11 protein-coding genes are annotated in these 14437 nt (G+C 52.5%); 6 read left to right on the top strand and 5 right to left on the bottom strand.

Annotated features, from left to right (window positions below; genetic code table 11):
* Positions 1 to 13 precede the first annotated feature (13 nt).
* Positions 14 to 496 carry a protein kinase family protein gene (locus BM040_RS03340; protein WP_092099000.1) on the bottom strand — a complete coding sequence of 161 codons (483 nt, stop codon included), beginning with the start codon at positions 494 to 496 and terminating at the stop codon, positions 14 to 16.
* A gap of 98 nt (positions 497 to 594) precedes the next feature.
* A complete protein-coding gene (locus BM040_RS03335) occupies positions 595 to 1137 on the bottom strand; it encodes a hypothetical protein (RefSeq protein WP_092098999.1) in 543 nt (180 codons plus the stop codon).
* Positions 1138 to 1206: 69 nt separating this feature from the next.
* Between BM040_RS03335 and BM040_RS03330 the strand changes: the two genes are divergently transcribed.
* Both BM040_RS03330 and BM040_RS03325 read left to right on the top strand, forming a co-directional pair.
* Positions 1207 to 2205 carry an acyl-CoA synthetase family protein gene (locus BM040_RS03330; RefSeq protein ID WP_092098997.1) on the top strand — a complete coding sequence of 333 codons (999 nt, stop codon included), beginning with the start codon at positions 1207 to 1209 and terminating at the stop codon, positions 2203 to 2205.
* Positions 2206 to 2227: 22 nt separating this feature from the next.
* Entirely contained in the window at positions 2228 to 3142 is a 915-nt protein-coding gene (locus tag BM040_RS03325) for a M90 family metallopeptidase (RefSeq protein ID WP_092098995.1), read from the top strand.
* A gap of 979 nt (positions 3143 to 4121) precedes the next feature.
* Here BM040_RS03325 and BM040_RS03320 read toward each other — a convergent pair.
* On the bottom strand, positions 4122 to 5288 hold the full coding sequence (locus tag BM040_RS03320) for a sigma-54-dependent transcriptional regulator (RefSeq protein WP_092099454.1): 1167 nt from the start codon (positions 5286 to 5288) through the stop codon (positions 4122 to 4124).
* 153 nt (positions 5289 to 5441) lie between these two features.
* Positions 5442 to 5909 carry a DUF4126 family protein gene (locus tag BM040_RS03315; RefSeq protein ID WP_139217750.1) on the bottom strand — a complete coding sequence of 156 codons (468 nt, stop codon included), beginning with the start codon at positions 5907 to 5909 and terminating at the stop codon, positions 5442 to 5444.
* A 263-nt stretch (positions 5910 to 6172) separates the two neighbouring features.
* Here BM040_RS03315 and BM040_RS03310 point away from each other — a divergent pair, with 263 nt between their 5' ends.
* The 4 genes from BM040_RS03310 to BM040_RS03295 all read left to right on the top strand — a co-directional run bounded on the left by BM040_RS03310 (position 6173) and on the right by BM040_RS03295 (position 9723).
* Positions 6173 to 6988, top strand: coding sequence for an MlaE family ABC transporter permease (locus BM040_RS03310; protein ID WP_092098991.1), 816 nt, complete (start codon positions 6173 to 6175; stop codon positions 6986 to 6988).
* 9 nt (positions 6989 to 6997) lie between these two features.
* Positions 6998 to 7771, top strand: a complete 774-nt coding sequence (locus tag BM040_RS03305; RefSeq protein WP_092098989.1) for an ABC transporter ATP-binding protein — start codon at positions 6998 to 7000, stop codon at positions 7769 to 7771.
* Between the two features lie 9 nt (positions 7772 to 7780).
* Positions 7781 to 8809, top strand: a complete 1029-nt coding sequence (locus tag BM040_RS03300; protein ID WP_245756081.1) for an MlaD family protein — start codon at positions 7781 to 7783, stop codon at positions 8807 to 8809.
* 176 nt (positions 8810 to 8985) lie between these two features.
* On the top strand, positions 8986 to 9723 hold the full coding sequence (locus tag BM040_RS03295) for an EcsC family protein (protein WP_175490961.1): 738 nt from the start codon (positions 8986 to 8988) through the stop codon (positions 9721 to 9723).
* A gap of 70 nt (positions 9724 to 9793) precedes the next feature.
* Here the strand turns inward: BM040_RS03295 and BM040_RS03290 are convergent, their stop codons facing one another.
* On the bottom strand, positions 9794 to 14287 hold the full coding sequence (locus tag BM040_RS03290) for a DUF7619 domain-containing protein (RefSeq protein WP_092098985.1): 4494 nt from the start codon (positions 14285 to 14287) through the stop codon (positions 9794 to 9796).
* Positions 14288 to 14437 lie beyond the last annotated feature (150 nt).

The raw sequence follows: 14437 nt of genomic DNA, 5'->3' as shown, positions 1-14437 counted from the left end.
GCAAGCCGTACTGCTACACTTTGTTATGGTACGTTATTCTTCTTCTCAATAAAGCCCCTGCTGCTAATACCGCAGATGAGCTTAACCAAAGCCAGTAACCTGCTTGATAGCCTACAATCTTATTGTAATGACCTGCTTCATTATCAATAACTTCATCAAACATTAAAAATGATAACATTAATGCAAGAGAAAGTATAGAGAATACGTGGGAAGTAGTTCTACTCTCCTTATAAGTCAGCCAGGCGATGAGCAAAGCTGGATTAGCCAACCAGCTGAAGGTTGCGCCAATTGCATAGTCTACTTCACCAATCGTTTTGATGTCAAGATACTTGTCCGTTAAGGCTCCGATTTCAAAGAGAACTCCAAGCCCGCCTACAAGGAAAACTGCTAAAGAGTCACCACATTGATTGGTACAATATGACTCCTGTGTCAGAGAAATAATAAACAGTGCAAATGAAGTATAAAAGATATAGCTATCTACTTTTTTATTGTCCATTATCCTTTTACTTCATCTCCTTTAATGCCCCACAACTCCCAGCTACACGAAAACATACGCATATCTGCACTATGTGCGTAGTAGGTTAGCCTGAAAAGCTATTGCCCCTGGTACAGGATTATATCGTCGGAGTATACCACGTTGCTCTTGTTCAGGGCGCGATCGTAGATGAAGACCTCGAAGCGGACGGTGTCGCGGAAGGGGTAGCTTTCGGTGGTGAAGCTGGTAATGGTGTAGCGGATCTCGCCCTCCAGCGCCTCCGGCTTTTCGTCGCCGGACAGCCTCGGGAAACGGCCGTTGAAGTTGACAAAGCTAGGCTCGTAGGTATTGCCACGCTTCACCTGTAGGTTTACGATGAAGTTATCGAAGTATTGGGAGCCGGGGTTGAATGGAGGTTCAAAGTCGGGGCCGGTTTGCGAGCCGTTATCGCCGCGGCTCAGGCCTAGGTCGCCGTCGCCATCCTGATAATCCACCACTACCACCAGCGAATCGAAAACCACCCGGTTCTTAGTATAAGTATACTGTTCCACCCTGTCGAACGTAATGGCAGGTATGTCGCTGTAGTTCGGTTCTTCGCGGCAGCTGCTCAGGGCAAATGCCAACACCAGCAGCAGGAGGCTATACTTTAGCATGTATTTCATGTGGAGTATCAGAAAATGAAGCTAAATTTACTAAATCAAACGCAGGAAATATAGCAATTGTTGTATTCAATGGAATTTAAGACCCAGCACGCCAGTTTATTGACTCAGCCGCAACCGTTCGACTTTCTTTCTACGGCTTTGGCGCTGTTCCGTTTCCAGGCGCAGCACAACCTTATCTACAAAAATTACCTGCAAAACCTGCACGTAAACCCGGAGGAGGTACAGGCGCTGGAGCAGATTCCGTTTCTGCCGATTGAGTTCTTTAAAGAGCAGGAAGTGGTGACCGGTACCTTCACACCTGAGACCGTTTTCTACAGCAGCGGCACCACCCTGCAGGCGCGTAGCCGCCATCTTGTCTCCAGCCTGGAGCTGTACCACCGGGTTTCAGAACGCATCTTCGAAAGCTTTTACGGTCCGTTGCAGGACTATGTGGTGCTGGCTTTACTGCCCTCTTACCTGGAGCAGGGCGGTTCCTCGCTGGTGGCCATGGTAGACCATTTTATAAAACGGACCGGGCAGGAGGAGGAAGGCTTTTACCTGCGTAACCATGCCCAACTGCTGCAGGCGCTGCGGCAGGCCAAGACAAAAGGCAAAAAGGTGCTGCTGATGGGCGTGTCTTATGCGCTGCTGGATTTGGCGGAGGAGCTGAAAGGGCAGGAGGATTTTGCAGGCGTCACCGTGATGGAAACCGGTGGCATGAAGGGGCGCCGTCGCGAGATGATTCGGGAGGAGCTGCATGCCCAGCTTACGAAGGGTCTTAACGTGCCTTCCATCCACTCTGAGTATGGCATGACGGAGTTGCTCTCACAGGGCTACTCCAAAGGCAAGGGTATTTTCTGGCCCGGCTATACCATGCGCATCCTGCTCCGCGACCTCAACGACCCCTTCGACATGAGCAACAGCACCCGCAGCAGCGGCGGCATAAACGTCGTAGATCTGGCCAACGTAGATTCCTGTGCTTTTATCGAGACAAAGGACATCGGCCGATTGCACCCGGACGGTAGCTTCGAGGTGCTGGGCCGCTTCGACAACTCCGATATCCGGGGCTGTAACCTGCTCGTGAGCTAAGTATAAAGTATAAACTGCACCCATGGGATATCTTGCCTTCATACTTTTCGTGGCCGTGGTTGGGTTCGTTTTTTACCGCTGGGCCACCCGGAGCAAACGGCACCGTAGGAAGGTGCTGGCAACAGCGTTTCCGGTGGAGTGGCGAAACATCCTGCAAAACCGCGTAGGCTTTTACCATACTTTGAAGTCCGACGAGGAGAAGCAGCGCTTTGAAAAAATGGTTCAGCTTTTCCTCTCAGAAAAGCGCATCACGGGTATCGATGTGGAGATTGACGACCTGACGAAAGTGTTGGTTGCCGCCAGCGCCATCATCCCCATATTCGGCTTCCGCGATTGGGAGTACCGCAACCTGGGCGAGGTGCTGGTGTTTCCGGGAAGTATACAAAGGTATAAAGATGAGAAAAGCGAGGTTGTTAGTGAGGTGCTGGGCCGCGTAAATCCTTTTCAGAACGACCACTACGTTACCCTCTCCAAGCCGGCCCTGGAGCAAGGCTTCCGGGACATGGCTGACCGCAAGAATGTGGGCATCCACGAGTTTGCGCACATGCTTGACCAGGCCGATGGCGAGATAGACGGCACGCCCGCCGCCTACCTGCCGGAGGAACTGGTGCAGCCATGGCAGGAACTGATGTACCGCAAAATTCAGAAGATCCGCCAGGGCAAATCGGATATAGACAATTACGGTGCCACCAGCGAGGCCGAGTTCTTTGCCGTAGTTACAGAATACTTTTTCGAAAAACCAGGCCAGCTGGCTGAGAAGCACCCGCGGCTGTATGAGCTACTCACGCAAATCTTTCAGCAAAACCCGAAACGCCGCTTCCGCATCAATTTCAGGGAGCTGCTAAACCCGAACGGCAAGCGCCTCGGCCGCAACGAGCCTTGCCCGTGTGGCAGCGGCGAAAAGTATAAGAACTGCTGTATGCTGAAGCGGAAGTAGGTGTTGCTTACCGCAAGTGTACATTTACCTGCGGGGTTATACTTTGGCTATACTTGATATCATCATCTCCAATTGCTGGTGCGGGTTTGCAACCCGTGCCTACTATGATGTTGGGTTTGTAACCCAACTGGCTTGAAAAGCCATACTTTATACTTCGGCTATACTTTATATTTTTCTGTTTATACTTGCCGGTTTATACTTTCGTAGCCGCTGCTTACTACAACTGGACACAAGCTATCCTTACTAGCTCCCGTTACTCCTCTAGTTCACACAAACCTACAGTTGCACCTCCTGCTTTGGTGCCCTCCTAGGCCGGGAGGCCTCGCCTTCGGGCATCGCGCTGCTTTCGCTTCCTTTGCTCCTGACGTCGCAAAGGCGGCACCGGAACCTCTCGAGACGCTCCACCCAAAGGCTGGGAATCAATCCAATAGCCCGCTACTATGCAACAAGTATAGACTGTCCCCTTGAGGGGACTACAGGGGTGTAAAGCCAGTGGTAAAAGTTTTTGCTAAAAGTAAACACCCCTATGGTCCCCTCAAGGGGACAGCTTCTGTAAAACTTAACAGCCGAAGTTCTCCCTTGAAGGGGCAGGGGATACCCATAATTCCCCTCCTCGGAGGGGCGGGGGACACTTGTAGGGACAGGTCGCGACATGTCCGCACGATGTCCGCGACTATGGAACTCATACCTTGAGAATAGTAATCACAGACTCCCCGCCTTAGCCAAGGAGGGGTAGGGGTGGTTGGACCCAGTCTTACAAAAATGTTAGCAAGTGTGCTTACTGCAAAAATCTTCCGAGCCAAAAAGGATGGAACAGCAAAGCATAAAACTATTAAGTAGGCACAGGAAAATAAGTCTTCTTCATGCAGCCTATACTTCAGCCAAAGCTCTTTTCCAGCTATAAATCTCCCCAGCCAAGTACAAAAAAGCCCCGGCAACACATTGTCGGGGCTTTTTTAACATTCATACTTAAATAACGCTACGCAACTACTGGCCTGGCATAAGCCTTGGCGTCTTCCGCTGTTATTTCCGGACCACTCATAATCACCAGGCGCTCTACCACGTTGCGCAACTCGCGCACGTTGCCGCGCCAGTCGAGTTCCTGCAGATACTGCAAGGCCTCCGGTGTGATGGCCTTTGGTTTGTTGCCGTAGTCGTTGGCGATGTCGTTGAGGAACTTCTGCACCAGGTCCGGGATGTCCTCGCGCCGCTCGTTCAGCGGGGGCACGTGGATCAGGATGACTCCCAGGCGGTGGTACAGGTCCTCGCGGAAGTTGCGGGCCTCGATCTCCTCCAGCAGGTTCTTGTTGGTAGCCGCCACTACGCGCACATCCACCTGAATGTCCTTGTCGCCGCCTACGCGGGTGATTTTATGCTCCTGCAGGGCACGCAGCACCTTGGCCTGAGCCGATAAACTCATGTCGCCGACCTCATCCAGGAACAATGTGCCGCCGTTGGCCTGCTCAAACTTGCCAATGCGCTGCTTTACCGCCGAGGTAAAAGAGCCTTTCTCGTGTCCGAACAGTTCACTCTCGATCAGTTCACTGGGGATGGCGGCGCAGTTTACCTCAATCAGCGGACCGTGGGAGCGGTTACTGTGCTCATGAATGGCGCGCGCCACCAACTCCTTGCCCGACCCGTTCGGGCCCGTAATCAGCACGCGGGCATCGGTGGGCGCTACCTTTTCAATTGCTTGCTTCACGCGGGTGAGGGCAGGGGAGGCGCCCACCATCTCGTAAGTTTTAGAGATCTTCTTTTTGAGGATTTTTGTCTCTGTTACTAGGTTCGATTTGTCGAGGGCGTTGCGTACGGTCACCAGCAGGCGGTTCAGATCCGGTGGTTTCTGCAGAAAGTCGTAGGCGCCTTTTTTGGTGGCCTCCACAGCCGTGTCAATCGTGCCATGGGCCGACACCATGATAAAGGGTGTGTCGGGCGTCATCTCCATGGCTTTCTCCAGCACCTCGATACCGTCCATACCAGGCATTTTAATGTCGCAGAGTACCACGTCATACTTGGACTTGCCGAGCAGTTGCAGGCCTTTCTCGCCGTCTTCAGCTTCGTCCACGTTATAGTTCTCGAACTCCAGGATCTCCTTCAGGGTGCTTCGGATGGCCCTTTCGTCGTCTATGATCAGAATTTTGGGCATATAGTCTTCTTTTAAAATCAGGTTAAGTATAGCTATTTCGCAGCCTCCAGTCAAGGCGGCCGTTATACATTTACACCAAATCTAACGCTGCTGCAGGTGTTTGACATACGTATGGGGGCAACAGCAGTTTTTAAGTATAAAGTATAGAGCGGCTTACGCCTTGGCAGCCTTCAGGCCGCTGGCTACCACAAGCGCATCTTCCAAAGCTCCGATAATAGGGTCGGCTATGTCGGTTTTCTTGCAGAGGAACTTGCGCAGGTAAAAACTGGCATATGTGGCTGCCACAGCTGCCACCGCACCCAGCGCGGCCCCCTCCGCTATACTTTTATGGCGGCCAGCGTATACCACGGCACCAACTGCTGCTCCTGAGGCTGCCCGCATCAGCAGGGAAGGTGCTATTGTCCGATCCGGGGCCATGGGCAGCTTGTCGCCCAGCAGTTCGGTGGCGGCGAGCCCGGTAAGCGTGTTGGCCACATACCTGTGCTGCAGAAACTCGAAAGGTGTACCCGATAAGCTGTTGTTGTGTTTATCCAGCAAGGCCCTGCTTAATAATGCCGGAGCCGATAGGCTGCGCATGCCTGCCAGGGCACCCATTGCAAGTGCTTTATATGTTGTTTCCATAGTTTTATACTTTGTTTTTCCCGTGTACGGGTAAGTACGCGCGCTGGCTGCTTAAAGCAGGCAGCCCAGCGTAATGCATGCTGGAAAATAATTTATAATCATAAACAAGTTCATTAAAAACACAGTTTGGGATAAATGGCGTATAGGAATAGCTAAAATCGAAGAATATCGGGTTTTACCATTCCCTACATAGTAAAAATACTTAATTTAGCTGCTCGTTAGCAGCCCGAGGGGCTTAAGATACATACTGGATACAGACCTTAATGGAGTTAAAAGATAATAATGCCGGAACCGGCAGAAAGCGTAATTACTTTGTATCACGGCGTATAGACCGCATTTTTCTGGAGCTGTACAAGATTTATGCTTTCCACGTCCGGTTTTTTAAAGAGGTGTTTGTGCCACCTTACGAGTTTAAGGAGGTGGTGCGCCAATGCTATGAGGTAGGTGTCCGGTCTTTGCCGCTTATCTCACTCACTGGCTTCATCATCGGTATTGTATTTACCAACCAGTCCAGGCCGTCCCTTTCTGAATTTGGGGCTACCTCCTGGCTGCCCTCGCTGGTTTCTATTGCCATTGTGCGGGCACTGGCCCCGCTGGTAACGGCCATTATCGCCGCCGGCCGGGTGGGGTCTGCTATCGGAGCAGAGCTTGGGTCGATGCGCGTAACCGAGCAGATTGATGCCATGGAGGTATCGGCTACCAACCCCTTTAACTACCTGGTGGTGACGCGTGTGCTGGCTACTACCTTTATGGTGCCGGCACTGATGATCTACACCGTTTTTGTTTCCCTGATGGGGGCCTACCTCAACGTGAACCAGAATGAGCTGACAAGCTTTACCACCTACATCACACAGGTTTTTGAGGCCATTTCCTTCCTCGATATCTTCTCCTCCATCATCAAGACCTTTATTTTCGGTTTCACGATAGGCATGGTAGGCTGCTACAAGGGGTATTATTCGTCTAAAGGAACCGAGGGCGTGGGCAAGGCAGCCAACTCATCGGTGGTAACGGCCATGTTCCTTGTTTTTATCGAGGAATTATTGTCGTTGCAGATAATCAACCTGTTCCGGGCTATGTAAGCGGGAAGTATGAAGAAGATCAATCCAAACATAATTTACGATAATAAGGTAATCGAAATTAAGGGGCTTAAAAAGGCCTTTGATGATTTCGAGGTACTGAAGGGCGTGGATCTGGACCTGTACCAGGGCGAAAACCTGGTGGTGCTGGGCCGCTCCGGAACGGGCAAGTCTGTTCTGATTAAGATTATTTCCGGTTTGCTTACCCCTGATGAGGGGATGGTAAAGGTGCTGGGCCAGGAGGTGGATAAGCTGTCGACCAAAGAGCTGGAGCAGTTGCGCCTGAAGGTGGGGTTCTCGTTTCAGAACAGTGCCTTGTATGATAGTATGACTGTGTATGAGAACCTGGAGTTCCCGCTTGTCCGCAACTCCAAGTCGCTCACCAAGGCGGAGCGCGACCGCAGGATACATTTCGTGCTGGACGGTGTAGGGCTGCTGCAAGCCATCAACCAGATGCCGTCTGAGCTTTCCGGTGGCCAGCGCAAACGCATCGGTATTGCCCGCACGCTTATACTTAAGCCGGAGATCATGCTCTACGATGAGCCCACTGCCGGCCTGGATCCAATCACCTGTATCGAGATCAACGCGCTGATAAACGATGTGCAGGAGCGTTTCAATACCTCTTCCATTATCATCACCCACGACCTTACCTGCGCCCGTGCCGTAGGCGACCGCGTGGTGATGCTGCTGGACGGGCAGTTTCAGCGGCAGGGCACCTTTGAGGAGGTGTTTAACTCGGATGATGAGCGGGTGAAAATGTTTTACGACTACAACTTTGTTAACTAAAGTATAAAAATGACAGAAAATAAACGTTCCATCATGGTGGGCATCTTTGTCCTGATAGCCATCGTGATTTTCGTGATCGGTATCCTGACACTTGGTGGCCAGCAGAAACGGTTTATAGAGAGCATCACCGTAAGTACGGTGTTTGATGATGTGGAAGGCCTGAAGGTGGGCAATAACGTATGGTTCTCCGGCGTGAAGATCGGCACCGTGAAAGGGATTGAGCTTTTTGGCGAGGCGCAGGTGAAGGTAGTGATGAACATCGAGCAGGAAGCCCAGAAGTATATCCGCCAGGACTCCAGGGCCCGTGTAAGTTCGGAAAGCCTTATTGGCAACAGGATCATCGAGATAATTGGCGGCACACCTTCAAGACCTGCCGTGCAGGATGGGGCTATTCTTGCTGCCGAGCCCGGCATGAACACCGACGACATCATGAAAAAGCTGCAGCAGAACAACGAGAACCTGGCAACCATTACAGGTAACTTTAGCTTGATAAGTGAAAAGCTGGTGCGTGGAGAGGGTACTGTAGGAACGTTGCTGACCGACACTACACTGGCAAAGGATTTCAGGAACATGGTGGCCAGCCTGGAGAATACCTCCCGCAACGCCTCCCGCGCGTCGCAGGAGCTGAGCCGCTTTAGCCGGAAGCTGAACACAAACGGTGGCCTGGCCGACGAACTGCTGACAGATACTGTTGTCTTTAGCAGGCTGCAGCAATCCATGACAGAACTGGAGAAAGCCACGCAGTCGGCTACCCAGATGGTGCAGAACCTGGAGCAGGCAAGCTCCAAGGTTAACAACGACAATAATGCCGTAGGTGTGTTGCTGAACGACCCTGAGTTTGCCCGTCAGCTGCAGAGCACCATGCAAAACCTGGAAACCAGCACCGAGAAGCTGGACGAGAACATGGAGGCCATGCAAAGTAATTTCCTGCTGCGCGGCTTCTTCAGGAAAAGGGAAAAAGAGCAGCGCAAAGCTGCCGAGAAAGCCCAGGAGCAACAGCAGCAAACTGAGCAAATCCCTGTAAAGCAAGAAAATTAGAAGTATAAAGTATAAAAGCCGGCATTTGCCGGCTTTTATACTTTATCCCGCTTAGTACCCGATATCGTAGATACAAAGTATAACGAATGACTAAAAAGACGCAAAGTGTTGCGTCTCTACAACTCCCAAACTTTTTAACTTTCTAACTCCTAAACTCTCTAACCTCACCAACTCCCATGCCTTCTCCCTACGAAACACAGGCTATGTATGAGCTGCGGCGGTGGCAGTACGAAGTGCAGCGCGAACCCTCCTTCTTCAACGATCTGGCTCATAAGACACAGGTGAAGATAAACAGCTATATACCGGAGAAAGTGCATCGAGCCATTACAGCGGCCATGAAGCAGATGATCCGGGGCGTATTGTTTGGGGCGGAGTATATCTCGCAGAAGCCGCTGGAGCAGGCACCCCTGGAGGTTCGGGAGGCACAAGTGCGTGGGCAGATAAAGTACTACCAGCAGGCGGCTGCGGCCGAAGGAGGCGTAACCGGTGCGGGCGGCATTTTCCTAGGCCTGGTCGATTTCCCGCTGCTGCTAAGCCTCAAACTAAAGCTCCTCTACGATATTGCCGCCAGCTATGGCTACGACGTGCGGGATTACCGCGAGCGGGTGTACCTGCTGCACATCTTCGAACTTGCCTTTAGCTCCCAGCAGCACCGCCGCAACGTCTACCGCCACCTGGCCGACTGGGAGACACAAAAAGAGCTCTTGCCGGAGGATATCAATGCCTTCGACTGGCGTAGCCTGCAGCAGGAGTACCGCGATTACATCGACCTGGCTAAAATGGCGCAGCTGATTCCGGTGATAGGCGCTCCGATAGGGGCCGTGGTCAACTACCGCCTCGTCACCAAGCTGGGCGAGACGGCCATGAACGCCTACCGCATGCGCTGGAAAGAGCAGGGGTATCTGCTGCAGTAGTAAACTTATAATAAATCAAAAGGCCGGTAGTTATACCGGCCCTTTGAATTATTGTATGCTGCAGTATCGGCTAACGCACGTACAGTTTGTAAGTAAACAGGCCGTGGTTGGTGTGCAGGTGCACCAGGTAAATACCAGCCTGTGATTTGGGTAGACGCACGTGCAACATGTCTGGCCGAGGTGTAGCTACACGTTGCTCTAGCACTAGCTGTCCCAGGCTATTGTATACCTGCAGCTGCTGCACATCAAAATCAGCGCGGTTCAGGTCCAGTGTGAAGCTGCCGTTGCTTGGGTTCGGGGAGATGATGACAGCCTCGGCCAGCGTCAGGTCTTCCACCACAAAGTCTGCAGAGCTGTGCGCCTTACCGCCATAGCCCGTTATCTGTACCTTGCCTGTGGTGGCACCGCGTGGCACCCTGACCTTATACCTGTCGCCGGAGGCTTCCAGCACCAGCGCTTCCTGCCCGTTAAAGGCTATTTTATCCTGCAGCCCTCTTACCCCGAAGTGCTGTCCGCTGATCTCCACCACTGTGCCTACGCTTCCCTTTGCCGGCTGCATGGCTGAGAACCTCGGCCCCGGAATCACCTCGAACGTGGCAAAGGCCGGGCCGCCCGGTGTCTCCACCACCAGTACATTAGAGTCGGCCTGCTCCGGCACCTGCACTACCAGGTGCCCGGGGCTTGCCTCCAGCACCTGCGCCTTCACCAGCCCGAAATGCACAAGAATCCGGGCTTTGTCAGCGGTAAAGTTCTCGCCCGTGATGGTGAACGTGTCCCCCACGATGCCGCTCTCCTGGCTCAGGCTGCTGATGGCAGGCCTGTACCAGACGGTAAAAGGGGTGATGTTCTCCGTCTCGCCCCCTTTGGTGCGGATGGAGAAGGGGCCTGTCACGGCTCCGGCAGGCACCTGCACGGACACGGTGTTGTCCTGGTGGTGGACAATCTCGCAATCAAGGTCGCCGAGTTTTACAGCCTCTATCAGTTCTGGCAGCACGTGCAGCCCGTGCAGGTTAATTATATTTCCCACCATGCCCTCCGCCGGGCTGTAGGAGTTAAGCACAGGCGGCTGGTATACTTCAAAGGCTTCTGAGGCAGTTACACCGCCGTCCGGGGTAATAACTTTCAGGGCCCCTGTCGCAGCGCCTGCAGGCACGAGTATGCGCAGTTCTGAGCCCGTGGCGCTGACCACGGTAGCAGCTGTGCCGTTCAGGTATACTTTGTTGTCGGTGGGGGTGGAGGCAAAGCGTTTGCCCGTGATGGTGACTTCTGCGCCCACTTTACCCGCAGCAGGTTCAAAGGCTGCTATGGATGGCGTGGCCAGCACATCCTCCAGGTGCACCCGCACTGCCTCGTCCACCACGGGCGGCATGTCGTAGATGCGGTTGAGGGTAACGTTGGTGCGGACAGGGGAGTTAAAGTCGAAGAAAATGTTGGCAAAGTTCTCCACAGCGGTCTTCTCGGGCAGGTCTGCTTTTGGTTTGATGCTGAACTGGATGTAGCCGTGGCTGCCGGGTTCATCGGCCGTGGAGTCGGGCAGCATGATGTTGTCGAAGGTCCAGGTAAGTACGGGCCGGCCCTTGCCGCTCACCTCAAAGCGATGCGTGTGCGACGCAGCCCCCAGCTGCAGCGTGCTCAGGTCCAGGTGCTCGGAGAGCGTGTCCACGACCACCACGCGGTAGGCCACGTCGGTTCCCGTGTTCTGGAAGCGGATTTTATACTTGAGCGCCGTGTTGGTGGGCGTATAGTTTTCTTCTGTCCTTCCAACCGGCGTTACCAGCTTGTCGTTCGGGTCGAAGGAGTCGGTGATAAGCAGGCACTCTTCCGACACCTCGGCCTCCTCGTCGTCTGTTGGCATCAGGTTGACCAGGCCGGAGCTGACAGATGACGAAGTGGCGTCGGTACAGGCCTCCATCGTGACACTAGCTGTTTTATTGTCACCGTTGCCTTCCGGCTGGTCCGCCTCCAGGCGCCAGGTATAGCCCATGGAAGGCACCCAGAGCACCATGCTGTCGCCGGCAGCCAGCTGGAACTGCTCCACGGAGGCCAGCCTGCCATCCCTGTACTTGCGGAACAGCTCGTGTTTATCCATAGCAGCCTTGCCCGAGTTTCTGATCACAAAGCGGATCATCCCTGTCTGGGAGTCGCAGCGGCCCGTGATGGTAACCGTTGGCGTGGGTTGGGCGGGCGCGTTGTTCGATGGCGTGATCCAGGCGCGGGTGCAGACGGTGCGGCCGCGCACGCTCTCATCGCCGCAGGTCACGATGTCTGTGATGGTGATGGTGCCCTGCTGCCCGGCCGCCAGGTCGCCGACAGCGAATTCATAGGTCCCGTCAGAAAGGCGTATATAAGCTTTATCCGCGGAGAGCAACTCTACCTCGGAAGGCAGTTGCAAGTATACTTTGGCATCGGGGGCCGTGGCAAATCCGGAATTTAGGTAACGCACGGTGGTCGTGCTCTCGAAGCAGCGCCGGCGGCGGTCGGAGGAGACGCTGACGGAGAGGTGAGGGGAGAGGGTGACCTGGTTGCCATGGTGAAGCGTTTGGGTCTGCCCAAGCGATGAGAAAGTTACTTGTACGGCTTCGTCCTGGCAGGCAACGATTTTTTTAGTAGCCTCTTTTGCTGGCAAGATTTGCTTTACCTGATAGGCTCCGGAGCCAACGGGTAGTGAATAATTGCCGTTATTGTCCGAAAACGAATAGTAAGGCCCAGGGGTGGCCTCGACTAAAATCCCCGAAAGTGGGCTGTCGTTCTCGTCGAACGTGCAGTTATTGTTCTTGTCGTGATATACAGTACCGGTTATATTGTTCGTGTCGGGCAGGGTAATTGGCTTGTTGTTCGTAAAGCTTGCTACTGTATTGTTCGGGCTTAATACGAGGATACGGGAACCCAACTTGTTTACCGAAAAAGAATTTTGGAGAATGTGGAAGATATAGGAGTAGTTCCTTGAACTTCCCACCAGGGCTTTTGTATGGGCATCATACTTGTAAATGTGCCCCCAGTTGGAAAGGTACATGTTGTTTTGCCCGTCAAAATCCATATCATAGGCCGTAAACCCGTCCGGATAAGCGTTTGGTGGCACAAAGTCTCCTAGGAACTCGCCATTCAGCGTAAACTTTTTAGATTTCCGGACAAGTAAAATGTAAAGCACCCCTTCTTTATCTATACTGAACTTAAGCCGGCTGTTAAACACGCCTTCCTTAAAACTAATAGGTGCACCGGTTTCATTGTTGACATAGGATTGTCTTTTTACAAGCTTCCCATCAGGGCTAAACTGGTATAGATAGATGTCATCAGAGACATAGGTATTACCCTGCGGGTCCAGTTTAAGGTATATTGGGTTGGCTAAGGCTGTTGGGCTCGCTGTGCCAGTGCTGGAAGCAGGCGCAAACCTGGAGATAAACACACCGTTTGGCGTGAACTTTTGAACGCTGCCCGCAGTCTCCTTCGAAAGCACGTAAAGGTTACCTGCCTGATCTATTTCCATACTTGTAATCTGGCTTGTAAACTTTCCGTTGTCCGTGCCCTTGCCTCCAAAGGCGAACAATAAGTTTCCTTCCGTGTCATACTTCTGGATGATACCATTGCTGAACGCAACATAGTAATTCCCCACTTGGTCCGACTTGATGGCATAGGGGTACAGTTTATCGGCGCTTCTGCTTCTGAAATTGCCGAAATCTAACAGGAACTCGCCTTCCGGAGAAAACTTTTGAACACGGCTATCATTACCCCTGTCGGCTACATATATGTTTCCTTCCGCGTCCAAAGTCAGGCTCATACTAGAGCCGGTAAACTGACCGTTCCCGGTTCCTTCAGACCCGAAGTTCATATGCCAGTACCCGGTAGTATCAAACTTAATAACCTGATGGGAAGAAAGCTCGGTTATATAGACATACCCTTCCGCATCTAAGGCGATATCATCAGGATAAATTGCCCAGCCACTACCGAAATACGTGAGGAGTTTGCCGGTCTTATCAAATATCTGAATGCGGGCATTATAGGGGTCGGTTACGTACAGGTTCTCTTCCTTATCGAGGGCAAGGCTGTTTGGCAAGTTGAATTGCCCGGGCAGCTCTCCAAAACTCCCAATCACGGAAAGCAGATTTCCCTGCTGATCGAACTTTTGAATACGGTGGTTTTCTGTGTCAGCTATGATGATGGTGCCGTCTTTGGTTACGACTAAGGCTTTGGGATCATTTAGTTGGCCGGGTAAGCTGCCTTCTTCTCCAAAGCTGAGTAGTATCTCGTTGTCAGGACTAATCTTCTGGATGCGGCTGCCAAAGCTGATGGTGTACATGTTTCCCTCGCTGTCCAGGCTGGTTGCCATGTGCGAGTTCGAGTCATGGTAGCGACCGGTCAGATGGTACTCGTCCAGCATAGTGCCGGAGAGGCTGAAAACGCGTGTGCTGTAATCATCGGCAAGGTATAATTTATTGTCTGGGCCAACGGTGATATCGTAGGGAAAGGAAACAGTGTTCCCGATGACGTAACCGAGCTTGTAGTCTTGCGCAAGGGCAGCAGAAACAGAAATACACAGAAAAATTAGAGCAAGTAAAGTTGTTCTCATAGGCTAAAAGTGAACGGTGGTGATGAAGTATAGGTGGTTCAGTAACAGGGGCTAAAGGTATACATTTTGATTTAAATATATACCTCTTTAAGCTAGGGCAGCGGTTAAAATATACTTGCAGGAGTTGGTGAATGCCTGCCAGCAAAAACA

The sequence above is a fragment of the Pontibacter chinhatensis genome, from assembly GCF_900113285.1.
Classification (GTDB): domain Bacteria; phylum Bacteroidota; class Bacteroidia; order Cytophagales; family Hymenobacteraceae; genus Pontibacter; species Pontibacter chinhatensis.
The sequence above is the reverse complement of the archived record's forward strand: the minus strand, read 5'-3'. Positions and strand labels throughout refer to the sequence as shown.